The following is a 3,575-nucleotide window of genomic DNA, read 5'->3' as shown; positions in this document are numbered from 1 at the left end:
CCGACCGCCCGCGCCGCAGCGCCGCCCGCCGGCCGGGCCGGCGGCACGACCTCGGTCGCGCCGTAGGCGGGCCGCCCCAGGTCCGCCGGATACTCCCGCAACAACCACACCACAAGGGGTACGACCGCCAGCGCGGCCCCGGCGACGACGAGTGCCGCCGTGCGCCAGCCGTGGTCGCGCACCAGCACCGCCAGCAGCGGGAGGAAGACGAGCTGCCCGGCCGCGCCCCCGGCGGTGAGCACACCCGTCACCAGGCCCCGCCGCTTGACGAACCAGCGCCCGGTCACCGTCGCCACGAACGCCAGCGCCATCGACCCGGTGCCCAGCCCGACGAGGACGCCCCAGCACAGCAGGAGCTGCCAGCTCTCGGTCATCCCCACGGTCAGGCCGCTGCCGGCGGCCACCAGCACCAGCGCGCCGGCCACCACCCGGCGGATGCCGAACCGGTCCATCAGCGCGGCGGCGAACGGCGCGGTGAGGCCGTACAGCAGCAGGTTGACCGAGACGGCGGCGGAGATGGTCGCCAGCGGCCAGCCGAACTCGGCGTGCAGCGGGTGCAGCAGCACGCCCGGGGTGGCGCGGAAACCGGCCGCGCCGACCAGCGCGACGAAGGCGACGGCGGCGACGAGCCAGGCCGGGTGCAGGCGGAATCGGGTCACCTACCGAGTCTCGGGCCGGGCGGTTTCCGCGACGAGTGGCCGGAAAGCCATCGTGCGCAATAATCGGGCCATGTCCGTACCGCACCGGGTCGCCGTCCTCGCCCTCGACGGCGTGGTGGCGCTCGACCTCGGCACCCCGGCCCAGGTCCTCGGCGCCGCCCGCGCCGACGACAACATCCCGCTGTACGCGGTGGCGACCTGCACCCCCGGCCGGCTGCCGGTCCGCAGCAGCGCCGGTTTCCAGGTCCTCCCCGACCACGGCCTGGATCTGCTGGAGCGCGCCGACACCGTGATCGTCCCCGGCATCCACTCGGGTACACCGCTGCACGACGGCACGCTTGCCGTCGAGGTGGCCGACGCGCTGCGGGCCGCGTACGACCGAGGCGCGCGCGTCATGTCCATCTGCACCGGCGCGTTCGTACTCGCCGCCGCCGGCCTGCTCGACGGCCGCCCGGCCACCACGCACTGGGCGTACGCGTCGCGCTTCCGCCGCCTGCACCCCGGCGTACCGCTCGACCCCGACGTGCTCTTCGTCGACGACGGCCGTGTGCTCACCTCGGCCGGGGTGGCCGCCGGCATCGACCTGTGCCTGCACGTCGTCCGCACCGACCACGGCAGCGCGGTCGCCAACCGGGCCGCCCGGCGCTGCGTGGTGCCGCCGTGGCGCGACGGCGGGCAGGCCCAGTACATCGAACGGCCCGTGCCCCGCGGCGCCGGCAACGGCACCGCAGCCACCCGCGAGTGGGCACGGCAGCGGCTGCACGAGCCGGTGGCGCTGCGCGAGATGGCGGCGCACGCACGGATGAGCGTCCGTACGTTCACCCGGCACTTCCGCTCCGAGACCGGCCTCAGCCCGGCGCAGTGGCTGCTCCAGCAGCGCACCGAGCACGCCCGGGTGCTGTTGGAGACGACTGATCTGAGCGTGGACCGGATCGCCCGGGACGCTGGTTTCGGCACCACCGCCGCACTGCGCCAGCACTTCCACACCCGGGTCGGCGTATCCCCCACCGCCTACCGCCGAACGTTCCGCCCGTCTCCTGCCCCGCGTTCCACTCCGCGTTCCACTCTCGTCGATCATGGAGTTGTGGCGCCTGGAAGGCCGGGCATGCCGGAGTTGTCCACTGCCACAACTGCATGATCGACGGTCCGGGCGGCTCGACGGTTCGGGCGGCTCGACGGTTCGGGCGGCTCAGGCGAGGTGGGGCTGGCGGCGCAGGGCGCGGAGCTGGGCGAGGTGCAGCGGCAGGTGCACACGGATGTGCAGGTCCAGCGCCCTGCCCCAGGGCAGCGAGTCGTCCACGTCCAGGTCGAAGCCCTCGCGTAGCACCGTGTCCACTGGTGTCTCCGCCGCCGGGCCGAGCCGCTCGGCCAGCGCGCACAACTTCTGGCTGGTGGCCCGGAACAACGCGGCCAGACCGTCCAGCCCGCCGCACTCGGAGACCAGCGCGTCCAGTTGCGGACGGTGGATGGTGTCCAGGTCGTAGTAGGCGAACGGCGACCCGGCCAGCACCGCCTCGGTCGCCTCGCTCATCAGCTCGTCGTTGGCGGCGAGGTGCGCGACGATCTGCTCGGCGCTCAGCTGGCCCTCGGGCGGTGGGCCGAACCCGCCCGCGTCGATCTCCGCGAACAACTCCTCGTACGCCTGCCGTAGTGCCGGGGCGTCCACCTCGTCCATGCCCGCATCCAACCCTCGCGGCCGCTGCGGCCACCCCGGCTACCGGGCCCGGTTCACCCGGACGCGTGAAGGCCGGCACCCCGTTGGTTCGGGGTGCCGGCCTTCGTATCTCTTACTTGTTCCAGTGCTCGGCTACCAGGTCGGCGGCCTGCTGCTCCCACTGGGCGTAGTGGTCGGGGTAGGCCGACACCTGGACGGTCTGGGCGGCCTTGGTCAGCGGCATGTCCTTCCAGCCGTCGACCTGCTTCAGACCCTTCAGGAACGCCGTCGTCGAGTACTCAGGATCGGTGATCTGCTCCACCGTGCCCCAACCGGAGGAGGGACGCTGCTGGAACAGGCCCTGCGAGTCGTGGTCGTTACGGTCACCGAGGTGGCCGAGGTTCTCCAGCTTCGACTCCTGCAGCGCGGTGGCGATGGAGACGACCGCGGCGCGTTCGTCCATGCCGGCCTTCTTCGTGGCCGCGATGATCGCCTTCACGTTGGTGGTCTGCTCGTCGTTCAACTCGATCCGCGACTGCTCACCCTGCACACCGTGCGGGATCAGCTTGTCACCCTGCACACTCACGCTCACCGACTTCACGCTCGCGGTGGTGTCGGCCGCGTGGGCGGCGACCGGACCGGCGAACACGCCACCGGTGAAAGCCAGACCAGCAATACCCAGAACGCTCTTACGCAGAATCGTGTTCATCACAAGTGCTCCATTCGGGGGTCGACGCACCCAGGGGGAAGGGCGCGTGGCACCGTCAGGCGCTCAAAAAAGTTCTTGGGGACCGGCTGCTCGCGGGACACAGGGGTGCCACTGCGCGGCGCCGGAAGCATGTCCAACGACCCACCACCCGGCATCATTCCCGGGCCGGCTCACGCCACCACGCGGGGCGCGGCGCGGGGTTCACGTCGTCGGAACCGTGTTCAACGACCAGCCCGCCGGGATGATTCCCACAGACCTGCCGGCCTCTCAGGGGCGCGGCCGGTGCTCGGTCGTTCACCCGGTTACAACGCCCGGCACCCGCCCACGATTCCGCCACCAGAGTGCCGCCCACCACCCCCGACCCGGACACCCCCACCCACACGCCCCGGACCCGGCACCACTGAGACACATATCCGCATCCCAGGAACAGCCGTAGATCTTGGTACGAAAGCGCCCTCATGCGGGCTGTTCAGTCCCATGACATCTGTCAGCGTTGAAGTCCCGATACATGTGTCACGTGGTAGGGATCTTGGGTCGGGTGGTATGTGCTGCC

Annotated in this window: 4 protein-coding genes; 1 reads left to right on the top strand and 3 read right to left on the bottom strand. The window is 71.6% G+C overall.

The genetic code is table 11. The annotated features are described in order from the left end of the window. On the bottom strand, positions 1-659 hold a 659-nt coding region (locus AC2CHG_RS30615; protein ID WP_484526122.1), incomplete at its 3' end, for an MFS transporter. Between the two features lie 70 nt (positions 660-729). Between AC2CHG_RS30615 and AC2CHG_RS30610 the strand changes: the two genes are divergently transcribed. Beyond that, positions 730-1,797, top strand: coding sequence for a GlxA family transcriptional regulator (locus AC2CHG_RS30610; protein ID WP_484526121.1), 1,068 nt, complete (start codon positions 730-732; stop codon positions 1,795-1,797). A gap of 51 nt (positions 1,798-1,848) precedes the next feature. Here the strand turns inward: AC2CHG_RS30610 and AC2CHG_RS30605 are convergent, their stop codons facing one another. Both AC2CHG_RS30605 and AC2CHG_RS30600 read right to left on the bottom strand, forming a co-directional pair. Beyond that, positions 1,849-2,334 (bottom strand): hypothetical protein, encoded by a 486-nt coding sequence (locus AC2CHG_RS30605; protein ID WP_228531604.1) that lies wholly within the window; start codon positions 2,332-2,334, stop codon positions 1,849-1,851. A 112-nt stretch (positions 2,335-2,446) separates the two neighbouring features. After that, a complete protein-coding gene (locus AC2CHG_RS30600) occupies positions 2,447-3,022 on the bottom strand; it encodes a hypothetical protein (RefSeq protein WP_484526120.1) in 576 nt (191 codons plus the stop codon). Positions 3,023-3,575: the final 553 nt, after the last annotated feature.

Source organism: Micromonospora sp. ATLC20 (assembly GCF_057196585.1).
The sequence above is the reverse complement of the archived record's forward strand: the minus strand, read 5'-3'. Positions and strand labels throughout refer to the sequence as shown.